General features: G+C 33.4%; 17 protein-coding genes. 15 read left to right on the forward strand and 2 right to left on the reverse strand.

Annotated features, from left to right (window positions below; all coding sequences use genetic code 11):
• The first annotated feature begins 56 nt into the window (after nucleotides 1-56).
• The 11 genes from AC0N0V_RS08520 (at nucleotide 57) to AC0N0V_RS08570 (ending at nucleotide 8,503) form a co-directional block, all read left to right on the forward strand.
• Entirely contained in the window at nucleotides 57-2,030 is a 1,974-nt protein-coding gene (locus AC0N0V_RS08520; protein WP_474463526.1) for a cell wall-binding repeat-containing protein, read from the forward strand.
• Nucleotides 2,031-2,143: 113 nt separating this feature from the next.
• Complete coding sequence (locus AC0N0V_RS08525) at nucleotides 2,144-2,383, forward strand: hypothetical protein (RefSeq protein ID WP_474463527.1); 240 nt, start codon at nucleotides 2,144-2,146, stop codon at nucleotides 2,381-2,383.
• 31 nt (nucleotides 2,384-2,414) lie between these two features.
• Nucleotides 2,415-2,621: a helix-turn-helix transcriptional regulator gene (locus tag AC0N0V_RS08530; protein WP_474463528.1), complete on the forward strand. Its 207-nt coding sequence runs from the start codon at nucleotides 2,415-2,417 to the stop codon at nucleotides 2,619-2,621.
• A gap of 131 nt (nucleotides 2,622-2,752) precedes the next feature.
• Complete coding sequence (locus AC0N0V_RS08535; RefSeq protein WP_474463529.1) at nucleotides 2,753-2,911, forward strand: hypothetical protein; 159 nt, start codon at nucleotides 2,753-2,755, stop codon at nucleotides 2,909-2,911.
• A gap of 125 nt (nucleotides 2,912-3,036) precedes the next feature.
• The gene (locus AC0N0V_RS08540; RefSeq protein WP_474463530.1) at nucleotides 3,037-3,216 is read left to right on the forward strand and encodes a hypothetical protein; all 180 of its coding nucleotides are present in this window, start codon (nucleotides 3,037-3,039) and stop codon (nucleotides 3,214-3,216) included.
• A gap of 339 nt (nucleotides 3,217-3,555) precedes the next feature.
• Nucleotides 3,556-3,978: a hypothetical protein gene (locus AC0N0V_RS08545; protein WP_474463531.1), complete on the forward strand. Its 423-nt coding sequence runs from the start codon at nucleotides 3,556-3,558 to the stop codon at nucleotides 3,976-3,978.
• A gap of 12 nt (nucleotides 3,979-3,990) precedes the next feature.
• Entirely contained in the window at nucleotides 3,991-4,356 is a 366-nt protein-coding gene (locus AC0N0V_RS08550) for a hypothetical protein (protein WP_474463532.1), read from the forward strand.
• Nucleotides 4,357-4,420: 64 nt separating this feature from the next.
• Nucleotides 4,421-6,811 carry a hypothetical protein gene (locus AC0N0V_RS08555; RefSeq protein ID WP_474463534.1) on the forward strand — a complete coding sequence of 797 codons (2,391 nt, stop codon included), beginning with the start codon at nucleotides 4,421-4,423 and terminating at the stop codon, nucleotides 6,809-6,811.
• A gap of 13 nt (nucleotides 6,812-6,824) precedes the next feature.
• On the forward strand, nucleotides 6,825-6,983 hold the full coding sequence (locus AC0N0V_RS08560; RefSeq protein WP_474463536.1) for a hypothetical protein: 159 nt from the start codon (nucleotides 6,825-6,827) through the stop codon (nucleotides 6,981-6,983).
• An 89-nt stretch (nucleotides 6,984-7,072) separates the two neighbouring features.
• Nucleotides 7,073-7,795 carry a hypothetical protein gene (locus tag AC0N0V_RS08565; RefSeq protein ID WP_474463537.1) on the forward strand — a complete coding sequence of 241 codons (723 nt, stop codon included), beginning with the start codon at nucleotides 7,073-7,075 and terminating at the stop codon, nucleotides 7,793-7,795.
• A gap of 288 nt (nucleotides 7,796-8,083) precedes the next feature.
• Nucleotides 8,084-8,503: a glycosyl hydrolase family 18 protein gene (locus AC0N0V_RS08570; protein ID WP_474463538.1), complete on the forward strand. Its 420-nt coding sequence runs from the start codon at nucleotides 8,084-8,086 to the stop codon at nucleotides 8,501-8,503.
• A 226-nt stretch (nucleotides 8,504-8,729) separates the two neighbouring features.
• On the opposite strand, the gene AC0N0V_RS08575 is transcribed toward AC0N0V_RS08570, so the two are convergent.
• Entirely contained in the window at nucleotides 8,730-10,028 is a 1,299-nt protein-coding gene (locus AC0N0V_RS08575; RefSeq protein ID WP_474463539.1) for a glycosyl hydrolase family 18 protein, read from the reverse strand.
• A 420-nt stretch (nucleotides 10,029-10,448) separates the two neighbouring features.
• Entirely contained in the window at nucleotides 10,449-12,074 is a 1,626-nt protein-coding gene (locus AC0N0V_RS08580) for a hypothetical protein (protein ID WP_474463540.1), read from the reverse strand.
• Nucleotides 12,075-12,324: 250 nt separating this feature from the next.
• Between AC0N0V_RS08580 and AC0N0V_RS08585 the strand changes: the two genes are divergently transcribed.
• The 4 genes from AC0N0V_RS08585 (at nucleotide 12,325) to AC0N0V_RS08600 (ending at nucleotide 16,184) form a co-directional block, all read left to right on the forward strand.
• Nucleotides 12,325-13,620: an IS30 family transposase gene (locus AC0N0V_RS08585; protein WP_474463541.1), complete on the forward strand. Its 1,296-nt coding sequence runs from the start codon at nucleotides 12,325-12,327 to the stop codon at nucleotides 13,618-13,620.
• A gap of 452 nt (nucleotides 13,621-14,072) precedes the next feature.
• Entirely contained in the window at nucleotides 14,073-14,549 is a 477-nt protein-coding gene (locus tag AC0N0V_RS08590; protein ID WP_474463542.1) for a DUF2975 domain-containing protein, read from the forward strand.
• A 10-nt stretch (nucleotides 14,550-14,559) separates the two neighbouring features.
• Entirely contained in the window at nucleotides 14,560-14,769 is a 210-nt protein-coding gene (locus tag AC0N0V_RS08595; protein WP_017413346.1) for a helix-turn-helix domain-containing protein, read from the forward strand.
• A 68-nt stretch (nucleotides 14,770-14,837) separates the two neighbouring features.
• Nucleotides 14,838-16,184 (forward strand): B12-binding domain-containing radical SAM protein, encoded by a 1,347-nt coding sequence (locus tag AC0N0V_RS08600; protein WP_474463543.1) that lies wholly within the window; start codon nucleotides 14,838-14,840, stop codon nucleotides 16,182-16,184.
• Nucleotides 16,185-16,408: the final 224 nt, after the last annotated feature.

Raw genomic sequence — 16,408 nt, forward strand, 5'->3', positions numbered from 1 at the left:
AGGGCAATAATACTATAATGTAACTGTAGAAAAATACATACACAAGGGGGATAAAGATGAGTAGAAAATTATCAAATGCTGTAGTGATGTTTGTATTAAGTATTATTTTGCTTTTTACAACACAGGTTAATGCAGCAGAAACTAAAAGATTGTGGGGGAGTAATAGATATCAAACTTGTTCTGCGGTTGTAAGCGAAGGTTGGACAACCTCGGAATATGCAGTATTAGTTAATGGAGAAAACTTCCCGGATGCCCTAAGCGCATCAGTTTTAGCTAAAAAATATAACGCACCTATCCTACTTACAGGAAGTTCTAGTTTAGATGAGAATACAAGTGATCAACTTACTAGACTAGGGGTTAAGAAAGTATTTATAGTTGGTGGGACTGGAGTTATTACTCCTATAGTTCAAAACAGCTTAGACAAGATGGGAATAGCCGTAGAAAGATTTTATGGTGATACTAGATATTCAACTTCCGTAGCTGTAGCAAATCAAATAGGAACAGAAAACGGAATAATCATTACAACAGGAAGTGATTACACAGATGCACTTTCAGTAGCTCCAATAGCAGCTAAACTGCAAATGCCTATTATACTAATGCCTAAAGATTCTGTACCAGATTCAGTGAGTAGTTTTATATCAGGGAAAAATATTTCTAGAACTTATATACTTGGAGATTCTGACTTAATTAGTGATGCTGTTGCTTCACAGCTCCCTAATAGAGAGAGAATACCAGGAAAAGATAAGTATGAAAGAAACATAAATATAATAAATGCTTTTGCTGATAAATTTGATTTCAGTAATGCATATTTAGCATATTCAGAAGGATTTGCAGATGCTCTTAGTGGATCAGCTATTGCGGCACTAAAAGGAAATCCAATAATATTAGTAGGTAATACTACAGCAGCAAATACTAAGGGTTTTATATTGGAAAAGAAACTAAATAAGATTAATGTCCTTGGCGGTACTGCTGGAATTACAGACTCGAATTTGAGTAATTTATTAGATAGCAGTATACCAGCTACTCCAACAGGACAATTAAAAGTACACTTTATTGATGTCGGCCAAGGTGATAGCATATTAATACAAACACCAAACGGAAAGAATATGTTAATAGATGCTGGGACTAACGAATCAACTAGTAAGTTAACATCCTATTTAAGCAACTTAGGAATAACACAGTTAGATATAATAGCAGGTACACATCCACATGAAGATCATATAGGCGGCATGGATGCAGTAATCAATATGTTCAAGATTGGTAAAGTATATATGCCTAAGGCCACTACTACAACAAAAACTTTTGAAGATGTTATTACTGCAATAAAAAACAAAGGAATGACTATAAATACTCCTACACCTGGCACAACTGTAGACTTAGATTCTTCAGTGAAAGTAGAAATACTTGCACCTAATAGCAGTAATTATGAGGATTTAAATAATAATTCTATAGTATTTAAGCTAAGCTATGGAAGTAAATCATTCTTATTTACAGGTGATGCTGAAGACGTTTCAGAAAAGGAAATGTTAGCAAAGGGCTACAACTTAAAAGCAGATGTATTAAAAGTAGGGCATCATGGAAGTAATTCATCTACTACTAGCGAGTTTTTATCAGCAGTAGCTCCACAATATGCTGTAATAAGCGTAGGAAAAGGTAATGATTACGGACATCCAACACAAGCCACTATGGATAAGTTAAAAAAAGCTAATGTAACAGTATATAGAACTGATGAGAATGGAACGGTAGTAGCTACAACTGATGGGAATACAATAACATTTAACACGAACCCAGGCAGCTATAATGGAGAGGGTACTCCGATAACTACACCTACACAACCAACAACGCCATCAACTCCAAGTGTACCTAATACATCAACTGGACATGGCTTAATCAAAGGTAATATAAATAGTAAAGGTGAGAAAATATATCATGTTCCTGGTGGTGCTTACTATAATAGAACAGACGCAGAAGAGTGGTTTAATACAGAAGCAGAGGCACAAGCTGCAGGATACAGAAAATCATCAAGATAAATATAAAGGGCTCTGGTGTACTGCCAGAGTTTTTATTTACATAAAAAGGAGATTATAAATACTCTATAGAATATATACACATAAATTAAAATACTATAGAATGGAGAAAAGTTATGAATTTAAAATTTGGTGGTATTGAAATATTGATGTTATTAGAAGCATTAAGAGATGCACGAAGGGAGTCTATATATTATTATGAAGAGCATAGAGATGAAGAGGAACGAATAGGTATAACATCTCCAGAAGAGTGGGAAGAATTATATAATACAATAATTAAACAGTTGCATGAACAGGGAGAACTTGAAGTTTTAAAGCCTATTAAAACTAAAATAAAAACATCATATAAGGCATAAAAAATTAGTGATACGGGGTGATGTATATGGGGTGAAGAATAGACTATTAGAGATAAGGTTACAAATGGGATATAAGAAACAGAAGGATTTTGCGGAGTTTTTAGAATTAAAACAGGCACAATATAATAAATTTGAAAATAATAAGGACCAGCCAACACTTGAGGGCGCATTTAAAATAAGTGAAAAATTAAATATTGATATAAAGGAAGTATTTTTTCTGGAGGAGCTTAATGAGTAGGTTAGGCTTCTTTTTTTATACTAAATTATTCCTAATTATAAAATTTAATTATTTTAAGAAATATTTTATTCCTAATAGGAAACTTTTATGTAAAGCGTGCATATATTATTAGTAAAGAAGACGAAAAGGAGATGAAAGAGTTGCTAAGAATAACTGTAAGCTTTAAGCAAACTAGTAGAGATATTAAATTATATACAACGGTTAATAATATGGAAGAAAAAAGCGACTTCATTAAGGATGCTATAGAGCATTACTTAAAGTATGTAGAGAAGGGCAAAGAAGAAAATTAAAACTATATACTTACCTCAAAATCACTTCTATAAAGTATATAATCACTTCATATTAATCAAAGCTCTTCCTAGATCTACAACGCTTGGTAATGACATAATGTTAATTTTAAATTAGGGGGTATATTATGAAACATTATAAAGATGAGATTATTAATGTTTATGATGGAGACTTTATAGGATGGACCACTGCAAAACTTATAGAGAAAGTTGGGGAGTGTGGTGAATATGAAAGATGGAGGATGATAACTAAAGAGGGTTCAGAGCTTAGAAGATTGGTTGATTTTGATGAGAAATATAAAAAATAGAGTCTGCCGGAGAAGGGCAGACTTATTCCAAATCACTGCTTGAGATGTATCACCTTTCGAGCCAGTAACCTGTCTTCTCAAGATGCTACACACTAGCAGTGTATGATTTTAATTTTAAAAAGATTCCTGTTTTATTGTAGGATTTAATCGAATGTGTGAAAATTAATAAATTGTTTACAATTTTATTTTACTCTAGCAGCAACCTGAAGTAACTCAAGTGCAACGTAGCTAGATGAACAAATAAATAAGAACCACATATTATTAGTCTCCCTTGTTTTTACTTTAATGGTATTTTTACCAGTAATATAAATTTTATTCTAATTTAGAGGAGGATTTTTTATGATAAATTTATTGATTAGAAAAAAAGTGTTTACTATTCCTGAGTACTTAGAGCATGATAGAGCAAAAGAGAGGAGAAAGCTTATTTGTGAAATGAAAAAACACCTAGAGGACTATGGTATCAATTTAGGAACTAGATGTAAGAGTGCTGATGTATTTGCAGTTGTACTAGGATTAATACTTTATTCAGAAAGAGTATTAGCTACAGGAGATGCAATTGGGATTGAACCGGGATTTTGGAAACTTATCGGAGTGATACAGAAGATAGTAGCTGCATTAGCACTTTTATATAGTTATAAATGTTTAGCAAAGATGGCAGCAAAAGGTGAGGGGACATGGAAGGAAGTTGGATATGGTTTGATGATAGCAGCTGCTGACTATGCACTTCCTGCGGCATTTAGGTATATAACTACACTATTTTAGGGGGTAAAGTAAATGGAAAAGATTATGACCTTAAGTGAGTTTTTAAATGAAGATACAAAGCATTATGCAGTATATCTTCCAGTGGCCTCATTATTAGGTGAAGTTAAAGACTCTGTTGATTCTATAAAACAATTTTGTGACACAACAGGTGAATTTTTTAAAGGTATGACCAAGATTATGCACTATCTATTTAATCCAAAAGAATTAGCATGGATGCTATGGTCAGGAATACTTACAAATAGCCTAGAGATATGTTTGCTGTTATGTCTATTAGCTACTATGGCGTGGCTAATGGGGTGGAATAAAGGTAAGAAAATAGCAACTGGAAGTCTATTAACATATGGAGTTATACAGGCCATAAATGCAGGATTAAAATAGCTAACATAAAGAAGTAAAGTGATAAACCTCCGATATACAAAGATTTTAAGGAGGCGTTTATATAATGATTAATCTTCTAGAAAAATTCTCAAAACCTAAAACTATGTCAATTCCAGAGTTTATTCAATTAGTAAAACCTGAATATGTTACTCTTCAAATATCACCATCAGTTTCTAATAGGAATTATGATACAGAGCTTATTGCTTTGACAATAGCTAATATGTATCGTCTACCATACCAAAGATTGCAGAAGGATATAAAAAAGTCAGGTCTTAAAATTACTTATCAATTACCCGAAAAAACTTCATTTGTTATAAGTATAGAGCCAGATGATTGCAAGTTTTATTTAGTGGTACCTGAAAGATATGCGAGATTATTTACTGAAAAGTGCTGTGAAGTATGGAAGAGAGCTACTGTAAAACAAATTGATTTTATACCTACAGTAGAAGGTAGTAAATACGAGCTATTCTATTCCAAAGAAGATGCTCTAAGCCTTAAGTATAATAAAAAGACTAATGAACCTCTTAGTAATATTTTAAGTGTAAAGGATATAATGGAAAAAGGTGATAAGTTAGATATTCTATACAACTTCATGCCAACATCACAAACTAGATGGAAAGGTATATATAATCAAACCATTAAGAAGATACAATCAGATATACCAGTAGATAAAGAAAAATTGAGCATGTCTTTTTTAGGAAAGTATATCCTTATAGGTTCTATAAAATTGATTGATTTTGCTTTCGATATTTTTAATGATCTATTAGATGATGGAAATAAGACAACACGTAGAGTTCACCAGGAAGTTGCAGCAACATCAATTAATAAGCTGGATAACTTAAGCAAGATTACTCATAAAAAGGAAACTGCTACAGTTATAGATACTCAAATAATAGTATGTAGTAAAAGTGAAGATAGAATAAGAGAGCATAATAATGCTTTATCAGTAGTAGAAAGCTATCAAACTTTAACTCAGGATAATTCACTTAAATATAGAAAACTCAGTGATAACACTCGAGTGAATGTAGTGGATTATAGGTTTAATAAGGTATATACCAATAAGATGAGCACATCTGAATGTAATAACTTTATTCAGGTACCAGGTAGAGATATAATAGAAAAACATAAAATAAAAACTAAAGTTGATGTTTTAGAAAATCAAATACCAGAGGAATTACAACAAGGAAATATAGAGCTTGGAACTTCAACTTATAACAATAAACATTTCAATGCTTATCTACCAACTGATTATAACCCTGCAAATCTTGCATTAATGTTATTAGCACCCCAAGGAGCAGGAAAAACAAACTTCATAGCTAATTTATGCAAATGTGCAAATAAAGCGTGTGAAGCTAATGTAGTTATAGACTATGTTAAAAATTGTGAGCTTAGTAATGCAATAAAAAGAGTAATAAATCCTAAAGATGTTATTGAACTAGATTTAACAAAGAAAGAGTATTTTCAAGCATTTGCATTTAATGAAGTGCAATATGATGGTGAAGATGAATTTAATAGATTTGAAACAGCAAATATGAAAGCTGAACAAACACTAGCTTTAATAAATGCTATGAATAAAGATGGGTTACCTCTAACAGGAAACATGAGAAGAGTTTTAAATGCGGCTGCTAACATAGTGTATCTTCATAATGGTACTGGAGTAGGTGACGTTATTAGGTGTCTTGAAAAGCATATCTATAGACATGAATTAATAGATTATGTTAGTAATACTTTAAGTCAGGATGGTATTAGGTATTTTGAAGATAAGATAGAGGCTTTGCAGGATATAGATAAGGTAGAAGTTGAAACGGATAAAAAGACAAAGGAAGTTATTAGACGAGAAATAGTTGGAACTAAGCGTAATGAGATAGATGGAATATTAGATAGAGTTAATCTATTAAAAGAGAATATTTACTGTAACTATATGTTTAATATGACTGCTGAAAATAATATTGATTTTGTAAAAGCTATGGAGGGAGGAAAAACAATTCTTATTAAAATGCCAGAAAGTAAGTTCAATAATACTATGGTTAAAAATGTACTTACTACATTCTTTACAAGTAAGGTAATGCTTGCTACTAAACTAAGAGGTGGGTTACATGAAAAGCCAAGTAGATGTAATGTAATCTATGATGAGATATATCAAGCTCCAACTGCTATGGGAGTAATTAAAGAAATACTGTCACAGTTACGTAAGTTTGGTACAAAGATTATAATATCCGCGCATCATCTGGACCAGCTAACTTCGGAATTAAAGAAGGAAGTTAAAGGATCTGGTGCGAGTTATATGTTACTCCAAGGTTGTGATAAGAAAGTATTTGATGAATTAGAAGATGAAATGAAGCCATTTGAATTAGATGATTTACTACATCTTAAACAATATCACAGTTTAAATCTAATAAGAACTAAGGAGGGATATCAGAAATTTATAACACATTTGCCTGATGCATTATTTTAAGAAGGTGTTTTATATGGTTATGTATATTATTATGTCCTTTATGATGGGATTTACGGCAAATAAGCTGTTTAATACAAAGAATAGGGGTAATGAAAATTCTGTTAAGTGGGGATGTATAGTTGGAACATTGTGTATTATAGTACGTCAGATTTTATCAAAAATAAAAATTTAAAGGGGCCTAGAAGGCTCTTTTTTAATGTTTAAAAATTTGGATCATTGATTATACTAATATTTGTAAAAAAGATTTTGGAGGTATAAAACGTGAAAAAGCTAAATACACTACTCATGATTACTGGCCTAATTTTATTACTATCTGGTTGTGGAAAGTTAAATTTACAATCTTATACAGAAGTTTCACCCAGTGGCTCAGGCGATTTTAGTTTTCAATTTGTATATGACAATGTTGTAGCAGAACAATGTAAGAATGGATTTTTAAAAGATAAAAGTAATACTTCAAAAGAAGATCTTGTAAAAAGGTATAAAAAAGGAACTGACAAAATTGAAGAGTATAAAGTTCACTTTAATAATATTGGTGAATTAAATAGAAAAACAGCAGCAGAACAAGATGATTTTGCGGTAAGAATAAAAGAAAATAAAGGACTTACTAAGACTACTTATACATATGAAATGAACTTTAAAAAGCCAATCAACTCTGATAATTTCAGAGCTTATTTGACTGGTTCAGATAGTGTTGCGGCTATGAGTCAAAACCAAGACAGCATAGAAACTTTTTTAAAGGAAGTGTCATTCGTAAATGCGGTTAAGTTACCTGGGAAAATAGTTTCTACTAATGCATCGGAAACAAAAGACAACTATGTAGTTTGGAACTATTATTTAAATCAAATTACACCAGAAACGGTTATGACAGCAACTTATGAAATAGAAAATAAAACTAACAAAATGATTATAGAAATACTGGCAGCAACTGTAGCAGCAGGGTTAGTATATGTGTTGTATAAAAGACTTAAACCTAGGGTTAGTTAATCGATAAAAATGATAATTATACAACTGTTGCAAATGAAATGACTAAGTGCAAGATTATTAATTATTCTAGACTTGGTAAGGAATGATAAAAAGCTCTTAAATACCCTAGAGCTTTTTATACACTTAGTTTTTGATTTTAACTTTTAGAATCGTCATATAAATAAGGGGATGGACTGCGTAGTGAAATTGCCATTACCAATTAAGTAATCTAGTAATATCAACACTTTGAAGCATCAAACAAAGATGTTTTATTTATGACATCATTTAAATTGGACAGGAGGTCCACCTATGGCAGTAGCTCCAATAAATGAAGTTAAAAAGGTATTAGATTACGCAGTAAGCGTAATACCTCCTAAGAAGATTATGATGGGAATGCCTTTATATGGATACGACTGGACATTACCATACACTCCTGGTGGAGAATTTGCGGAGAGTATAGGAAATCAAGAGGCTATAACTAGAGCAGGAAAGTATGGTGCTATAATTAAATATGATGAAAAATCACAATCGCCTTTTTATAATTACAATGACGAGAAAGGAAGACAGCACGTGGTGTGGTTTGAAGATGCAAGAAGTGTTGAAGCAAAATATAAGTTAGCTAGTCAATTAGGACTAAGAGGGGTAAGTTATTGGGTGCTTGCACAACCTTTCCCACAAAATTGGCAAGTTCTTGATGATATGTTTAAAATCACGAAGGTTACTAGATAAGAGAGAATTCTAAGATTTAGAGTAAAAGATCAGAGAGGTTGTTGGTAAGATAATGACATCAGATTATTAAAAACTCTACGTTATAGACAATTAGTTTTATTATATCCTGAATTTATTATAGGGTATTAAAAGAAAAGTTTTAATGAAAATACTAAGATTGACAGGATTTTGAAACAGCCGCCAAGATATAATCTAGGGGCTGTTTCTATTTGATTAATTGCTATATTTATCGTTTAACTACATCAAAATTATTCTCGATAAGCAGCCAGTTTTGTGGAAATGAAATTCCTAACTTCCAATAACTTATACCCCTGAGGCCCAGTTCCTTTATAAGGTTAAATTTTGCTTGAATTGATCGGGCGTCTTCGAACCATACTGTATGACGTTTTCCATTTGCGTCAGTATAATCAAAATGTGGAGCTTGTGCAGTAGTATCATAGCTTATTGGCACATTATTATCTGCTGCTAATAAAATGGCATCTTGAGGGCTTACTGCTTTTGCAATACTTCCCTGTACAAAAGGAAGAGTCCAATCATATCCGTATAAGTTTTGTCCCATCATAATTTTAGAAGCAGGCATTTCTGTTAAAGCATATTCAATAACCTGCCTAACTTGAGGTAATGGAGATACAGGCATTGCCGGACCGCCGCTATAGCCCCATTCATAGGTCATTATAACAACAAAATCAGCAATCTGTCCATGGGCTTTATAGTCATGGGCTTCATACCATTCACCTGCTTGAGTTGCACTTATTTTTGGTGCCAAAGCTGTAGACATTAAGAAACCTTGTGCACTCAATCTTGCTTTAGCCTTTCTTAGAAAGGCGTTATAGCTTTCTCTCAATTCGCGAGGCAAATGTTCCATATCAAAGTGTATATCTCTAAAGTTAAGTCGTTTTGCGGTGGCGATAATATTATCGAGTAGAGTATTCTGTAATTGCTCATTTGTTAGAATAAGTCTTCCAAGGTCTGTGCTGAATTGTCCTCCTTCAAGATTTGTAACTGCCATGAGTAGAATTGCACCGCTATTACTTGCAATGCTTCTGAAATTGTTTAGCGGAGGCTCTTTTAAGGTTCCATCCCTTTGAATCTGGAAACTAAAAGGTGCCAGGTAGGTCAAATGTGGTGCTGCACTTCGTGCGGACCTCTCCAATTCAGGTGAAACCCTACCAGCTATTGGTTCCACGTATGCGTTTGTTTCTGCACTTTTTTTCGGTTGAGGAGGAATATACAATCTAAATCCAACGGCGAGCGGCCTGGTAGGTGATATTCCATTTATACTTGCAAGTGTTAAATAGTTTATTCCAAAACTTCTTGCGATACTGTATAAGCTATCTCCTGGTTGAACCCAATAGAAGCTTCCAACAATAGGAATTACCAGTGTCTGGCCTACTACTAGCTTATCAGGATTTGGCACTTCATTTGCTCCCACAATTGCACCAACTGTGGAATTATATATTTGTGCTATGTTAAATATAGACTGTCCTGCTTGAATAACATGAATTTGCATAATAACTCCTTTCACTTACGGAATTCATCCAATATTATTGTATGAATTAAAAGGAGAATTGTACCACTTTTTAGTAATTATTCTATACTAAGTTTTAGATCTTTTATTATTTTGTATTTTACATTATTGAGAGAGCTATATACGCTAATTGAACATGTGCGGAATTTGCCAGTGGGAAATCCACGAGAACTCTCTAAACTCGATTACCACAAATGATGCAGCTTTTTATTTAAACAATTGTTGTTGCTAGGTTAAATAGAGATTTATTATAAGCTGTACCTTAACATAGGATATATTTAAATGATGATATGTTTAAAATAATAAATGACAGTGAAAGCTTTATAGAGCACAAGGGAAAACAGCACTAGATTTTAGTGCTGTTCCACATGCAAAACTTCAATCTTCTCAATATTAGTTATTTTTAGTATGCGCACACTATTTTTTCTTTTTTGCAAATAGGATTGCGTGATCCCAGATAATATCAAATGGGGGTGGACCAAGCTTGGTTTCTTTATCAAGATAAATCCTAAAGCCTATATAGGCGTCCTCATTATTGTCAACTCCGTATGCACTTCCAGAAGAGTTGCCGGTACTATACGGAATAATTACTTCATTACCGTCTTCGCCAGTCTTTCTTGCCATTTTTAATGCATAATAGTATTTCCCGTTTTTATAACCTTCAGGGAAATACTCCTTTGCGGAATATTGCAACTCATCTGTAATGTTGGCTCCGACAACGCCATTCCAAAACTCAGCACCGTAAAAGCTGGTGTTGAAAAAAGTTGCTTTTTCCGTTTGTAGATGATTGACGCCATATATTATAACAAAATCATCATCAGTTGCTAATTGGAAATTATCCGTCTTTAAATAGGCGGCATCTCTGTTATCTATAAAAACTGAAACATCCTGGAATATACCCTCAAAGCCCTCAAGTATCCACAGGTTTGAATTCAGATCCACATGATCATATCCTTTACTTCCGTATTTTTTAATTATCTGATTTCGCAGGTAATCAAGCTCATTCCTTGCATTTTGAACGATCTGGAATTCAGTAGTGCCTGTTTCCCTGATTTTAAGGGTTGGCACCGGCCAAGGATTTTGAGCAGCGTAAGGAGCTTTAGGGGTAATGCGCAAAACCTTCACAAGGTTTTCAAGATTATAAATATAATCCCAGCCAGTATCATAATTTATCCAATTTGATGCCCTCATGACAAAGGAAAAGGTATCCTTACCTTTTTCAAGGCCCAGATTCACCAAACCGCTAGGGATGTTGTCATCATTCATGATATCTGGGCTAAACCCTGCTTCAACCAGTGCATCACGCATTTGCATATTTATGCCCCTGTCTGCAGTGGTAATGATAATTGTGGGGCTGTCAAAAGGATTACCAGCTGCTCCATTAGGTGTATTTTCAGTCCAGATACGATAGTTATTTATTTGCTCACCCATACTGGCACCAATAAAGTGGTAAAGACCAGTATAGTCATTGCCCTCTGTAATGGCATTGCTGTAGTCCTTCTCTGGTTTGTTTTGCACAAATCCCAGGTAACTTCTCAAGCTAAAGTAATATGCTGGGGGAGGAGCCTTTCCAATTAATACAATAGCTTCGTCAGGACGCAGCTTATAGAAAAATCCAGGCGCCGCATACTCTATATTAGCGGGATAGTTATTAGGGTCATCAGGATTATATCCTTTTGGAGGTCTTTGACCAGGAGATGGATTCTGGTTTGGTGCTGGCGGAAGTAGATAGTTTGCATATGGTGCGCCTGCATTGTTAGCGAAGGCAGTGTCGATTTTACCTTCACTGACTAGCTTTAGTACATCTAAATAGCTTAATTTTCCTTCCTGAACAATAAAACCTCTTCTTTCCAATGTTGAAACAAAATCCTCTATATTTCTGTCTTCATCATTTGTATATTCGGTAAACTGTCTCGAAAAATCCGGGTTATACATTGATGTATTAGTGCGGTATGGACATGAGTATATTTTACAAATATTACACATGGGATGAGCGTTACAGTAGTATGGGTATGTTCTGTACATATTGTTCAATCCTTTCATAGGCTTATAACATTATCATTATATCCTCTATGTTTGAGAATTGTTCTTGTCTCTCAATTGCAACCTTAATTGTAAATCGAAATGCGACTCTTCCGATACCAATTAGGTTGTATTAATAATAATAAATATTTATCCGCTAGGTGGTTGAATCTTAGCTTACAAAAGATTGGTTAATTACCAGTCTTTTTGTTTGCTAATTAGTTTTGGTTTATATATCCTATGATTGTTGACGGCAGAACGGAGGATATATATGTCTAAATTTTTTACTTATGAAGAAAGACTTGAATTGCAAAAATACTTAAAAGAGAGTCTTTCCTTTAAAGAAATTAGCCGCAGGCTGGGAAAAAATCCAACCACCATTTCCAGAGAAGCCCGAAAGTATAGTTCCCAAATTGCTACAGGTTACCCTGGATTTCCATTCAATGCTTGTAAGAATCGCATTAACTGTAGAACTAAGAACGTCTGTGGTAAAGAATGCACCAGAAAATCGGCTATCTACTGTAAGCTTTGTACTTCTTGTAATTCAAACTGTCTAGAATTTATTGAAGAAGTTTGCACTGCCAGTTTCAGAGTTCCTCATGTTTGTAACGGTTGTGGAAGCATTTGTAAATGTACACTTTTAAAAAATCTGTATGATGCAGAGCATGCCCACATCAAGGCACATGAATCTATATCACAATCACGAAGTGGCTTGTGTATATCTGAAGATGAAATCGCCAGATTGAATAAGATTATTTCGCCACTTGTTCAAAATGGCCAGTCTGTAAATCAGATTTACATTAATCATCAGGACGAACTTATGTGTAGTGAAAAGACGATTTATAATTACATCGATGCGTGTCTTTTTGATGTTAGGAACATTGATCTTCCGAGAAAAGTCAAGTTCCGTGAGCGTTATAAGAAGCCTGAATTCAAAGTAGATAAAGGCTGTCGCATTGGTCGCAATTATGAAGCTTTTTGTGCGTTTATTGAAAAGACCCCTGATACTGCAGTGGTACAAATGGATTCTGTGATTGGTAGCAAAGGTGGTAAATGCCTCTTGACCATTCACTTCGTGGATTGTAGTTTAATGCTGGCATTCTTAAGAGATGCAAACACCTCAAAGTCTGTAACTGACATTTTTGATCAGCTTGATAAAGGACTGACAAAAGACACTTTCAGTAGACTTTTTCCTGTTATCCTCACGGATAATGGGAGTGAGTTCTCAAATCCTAAAGCAATAGAATATCGGGAATCTGTACCATTTTGTCGTACTAATGTATTTTACTGTGATGCAGGTAGCCCTTATCAAAAAGGAGCTATTGAAGTAAATCATGAACTAATACGAAGAGTGCTTCCGAAAGGAACAAGTTTTAATAACCTTACCCAGGAAGATATCAACCTAATGATGGATCATATTAATTCATACAAAAGAAAAAAGCTGAATAATCGCAGTCCATACGAAACATTCAGCTTTTATCACGGAGAAGAGGTTTTGCATAAACTTGGATGCGCACCGGTTGTCGCCAGTGACATCATGTTAAAGTCTACTCTTCTAAAAAAATAATAAAAATGCGTGCCGCCAACCACTAATCTATCAAGAAATTAAGGGGTGGATTTTCCGATTACAAAAAAATCGAGAGGGAGTCGATCTCCATTTAGCATGCTTATTTTTAATATAATACTTCAATAAATGTGAAAAATCAAACTGCATTTTGATTACAAAAGTTGCATCTCGTTTACAAAACATGCATTTCGAATACAAAAGTGGCGTTTCGTTTACAAATATTTACCTGTCAGTTACAAAGATTGCTTTTCAATTTACAAAGTGGCATCTTGTGTTACTATTGAGTTTCTCTCAATTGCAACACAGAGCAATTCAATAAAAATGTAGCATAAATAAATAAAAATATATTGATAAACGATAAAAAATGTATTACCCTATATATAGAAAATAAAAGTGAAACATAAAGATTAATAATTTTTGTGTACAGTATAAGGAATACAGGAGGGTTTTTTATGAAACAATATTCAACAATTTTCTTAAAAGGGGCTGTTATTCTTATTGGAATTCCAGTTCTTGCTCTGTGTATATTAGGGTTGCCTTGGTTAGCTAATCATCCAGCAAATCCGAATTATACCCATATACTATATCCCATAGTAGTAGGCATATATGTATCAGCTATACCGTTTTTCATTGCTCTTTATCAGGCTTTAAAACTTTTAAGCTATATTGACAAGAACAAAGCTTTTTCTCAAGTTTCTGTAAAGGCTTTAAAAAATATAAAATACTGTGCAAATATAATCAGTACCCTGTATGTGATATTGATGCCATTCGTTTATCTCGTAGCAGAGAAAGACGATGCTCCAGGACTCATAATAATAGGAATGGTACCTATCTTTGCTTCGATGGTAATCTCTGTATTCGCTGCTGTTCTTCAAAGACTTTTACAAGATGCTATTGACATAAAATCAGAAAATGATTTAACAGTATGAGGTGATTAACATGGCTATTATAATTAATATTGATGTGATGCTGGCTAAAAGAAAAATGAGTGTAACAGAACTCACAGAGAAGGTTGGAATAACCATGGCCAATCTATCTATATTGAAAAATGGAAAGGCAAAAGCTATTAGATTTTCAACTCTAGAGGCAATATGCAAAGCTTTGGACTGCCAACCAGGTGATATTTTAGAATACAGAAATGATACATAAATGAGAAGTTGAATACTGCAAGTAGATTATTTAAATGCTTAGTGAAGTTTATTTGAGGAGGCAATAATATGAAGATTAAATTAATTCAACCTGCAATGCTGAAAAGACCTATGGATACAAAGTTAAAAACGAGAATGTCTCCTTCATTAGCATTACTCACAATAGCAAACCTTACGCCGAAAGAACATGAAGTTATTATTGAGAATGAAAATGTTGAAAAGATAGATTTTGATGAACCTGTAGATTTGGTAGCAATAACCGTCACTGTAGATGTTATGAATAGAGCGGTGGAAATATCAAAGGAGTTCCAAAATCGTAACGTTACAGTAATTGCAGGGGGTATACATATTACAGCAGATTCAGAAGGTGCTGTTAATAGTTTTGACGCAATATGTGTGGGAATGGCTGAGAGAGTTTGGGCAAAAATCCTTAAGGATAAAGAAAGTAATTCACTTAAGAAGATATATTATGATATAGAAAATATTGCTGGGAAAGAAATAGTATCACCTAACTATTATATTATTGATAATAAAAAATATTTATATACTAATATAATTAGTACAAGCAGGGGATGTCCTTTTGAATGTGATTTCTGCTATAATAGTTGCAAAAATGTACTTAAAACTTACATTAATAGACCAATAGCCGATGTAATCAAAGATATAAATGCATTAAAAACAAGGCATATAATGTTTATTGATGATAATTTTATTGGAAGTCCTAAATGGACAAAAGAATTACTGAAGGAAATAAAACCTCTTAAACTGAAGTGGAACGCAGCGGTTACTTCTAATATAGTGGGCATGCCTGAGTTATTAGATAAAATGAAGGAGTCTGGGTGTCAAAGTCTATTCATAGGTTTCGAAAGTATAAATAGTAAGTCAATAGATAGTGTTCACAAGGTGCAAAACAGTGTAAAGAGATATGAGAAGCTTGTAGATGAAATTCATAAAAGGGGAATAATGATAAATGCAAGTTTTGTTTTCGGATTAGATGAAGATGATGTCTCTGTATTTAAGAATACATTAGAATGGATAGTTAAAAATAAGATAGAAACGGTAACTTCACATATCCTTACACCATATCCTGGTACAAAGTTATACTCATCCTTAATAGAGGAAAATAGAATTGTAGATTTTAATTTGTCAAATTATAATACTGCACATGTCGTATATAAGCCAAAGAATATGACAGCAAAAGAATTATATAGTGGCTATCTATGGATATATAAAGAAGTATACACGTTTAAAAATATAATGAAAAGACTACCAAAATCTAAAAAGCAGTGGATTCCATTTCTAGCATTTAATTTATTTTATAGGAAGTTTGGAAAGTTGACAGAGGTATTATGCAATATAGTTTCTTTTGAAAATATAGGAAGGTTTTTTAGATGGTTAACTTATTGTATAAAGTAGATGGTGGAACGTACCCAATCTGAGGCAAAGTTAGTGTGGAGCCTTCTTATATTGTTCAGCATCAAGAGCAGAGATAAAGTGCCCCGAGAATGATAGACACATCTAATATTGAAAGTGCACTTCATATTAAAAGTTTTTTATGTAACATTAATTACTCTAGACGGGATGCCCACTTATGATGGTAGCTCCAAGAGATGAGTTAAATAGGAAATCAAGAAACTATG

Source organism: Clostridium sp. CS1-1, assembly GCF_056135525.1.

What these genes read in the sequence shown, in the direction of transcription:
- AC0N0V_RS08595 (WP_017413346.1), top strand. Translation starts at nt 14,560, where the DNA reads ATGGCTATTATAATTAATATTGATGTGATGCTGGCTAAAAGAAAAATG.
- AC0N0V_RS08580 (WP_474463540.1), bottom strand. Translation starts at nt 12,074, where the DNA reads ATGAAAGGATTGAACAATATGTACAGAACATACCCATACTACTGTAAC.
- AC0N0V_RS08590 (WP_474463542.1), top strand. Translation starts at nt 14,073, where the DNA reads ATGAAACAATATTCAACAATTTTCTTAAAAGGGGCTGTTATTCTTATT.
- AC0N0V_RS08525 (WP_474463527.1), top strand. Translation starts at nt 2,144, where the DNA reads ATGAATTTAAAATTTGGTGGTATTGAAATATTGATGTTATTAGAAGCA.
- AC0N0V_RS08550 (WP_474463532.1), top strand. Translation starts at nt 3,991, where the DNA reads ATGGAAAAGATTATGACCTTAAGTGAGTTTTTAAATGAAGATACAAAG.
- AC0N0V_RS08545 (WP_474463531.1), top strand. Translation starts at nt 3,556, where the DNA reads ATGATAAATTTATTGATTAGAAAAAAAGTGTTTACTATTCCTGAGTAC.
- AC0N0V_RS08600 (WP_474463543.1), top strand. Translation starts at nt 14,838, where the DNA reads ATGAAGATTAAATTAATTCAACCTGCAATGCTGAAAAGACCTATGGAT.
- AC0N0V_RS08555 (WP_474463534.1), top strand. Translation starts at nt 4,421, where the DNA reads ATGATTAATCTTCTAGAAAAATTCTCAAAACCTAAAACTATGTCAATT.
- AC0N0V_RS08520 (WP_474463526.1), top strand. Translation starts at nt 57, where the DNA reads ATGAGTAGAAAATTATCAAATGCTGTAGTGATGTTTGTATTAAGTATT.
- AC0N0V_RS08585 (WP_474463541.1), top strand. Translation starts at nt 12,325, where the DNA reads ATGTCTAAATTTTTTACTTATGAAGAAAGACTTGAATTGCAAAAATAC.
- AC0N0V_RS08540 (WP_474463530.1), top strand. Translation starts at nt 3,037, where the DNA reads ATGAAACATTATAAAGATGAGATTATTAATGTTTATGATGGAGACTTT.
- AC0N0V_RS08535 (WP_474463529.1), top strand. Translation starts at nt 2,753, where the DNA reads ATGAAAGAGTTGCTAAGAATAACTGTAAGCTTTAAGCAAACTAGTAGA.
- AC0N0V_RS08560 (WP_474463536.1), top strand. Translation starts at nt 6,825, where the DNA reads ATGGTTATGTATATTATTATGTCCTTTATGATGGGATTTACGGCAAAT.
- AC0N0V_RS08570 (WP_474463538.1), top strand. Translation starts at nt 8,084, where the DNA reads ATGGCAGTAGCTCCAATAAATGAAGTTAAAAAGGTATTAGATTACGCA.